The following is a 366-nucleotide window of genomic DNA, read 5'->3' on the forward strand; positions in this document are numbered from 1 at the left end:
GTACAAGAAATGGGTATCCAGTCACCTTTATCAGAAAGTGCAGGACGACGAAAGGCTGATACAGAATCTCCTTTATGGAAAAGGGAACTACCCCAAAATGCTTGGCTATGCCACTGGATTTTATATCGTGAAAAAGTATTTCGATGAGCACCGAATCAGCGAGGAGTCTATGATTGCGGAGCCTGCGGAAACGTTTTTAAAGGCGATAGAATCGTAAAGACAAACATTCACAAAAAAAGTGACATATTACAATTTTACTAAATACTTCTTGATTTCGTCATGCTGATGTAATAATATACAAATATAAATTTTGATAATTCTTTTTATTCTAAAAAGACGGAATTTTCCGATTCGGTTCATTTGATC

General features: G+C 35.8%; 1 protein-coding gene. It reads left to right on the plus strand.

What is annotated here, in order from left to right:
* Window positions 1–217, plus strand: a 217-nt coding sequence (locus tag KH400_RS22475; RefSeq protein ID WP_217228424.1) for a DUF2268 domain-containing putative Zn-dependent protease, incomplete at its 5' end; no start/stop codon positions are given.
* Window positions 218–366 lie beyond the last annotated feature (149 nt).

Source organism: Desertibacillus haloalkaliphilus (genome assembly GCF_019039105.1).
GTDB lineage: Bacteria > Bacillota > Bacilli > Bacillales > KJ1-10-99 > Desertibacillus > Desertibacillus haloalkaliphilus.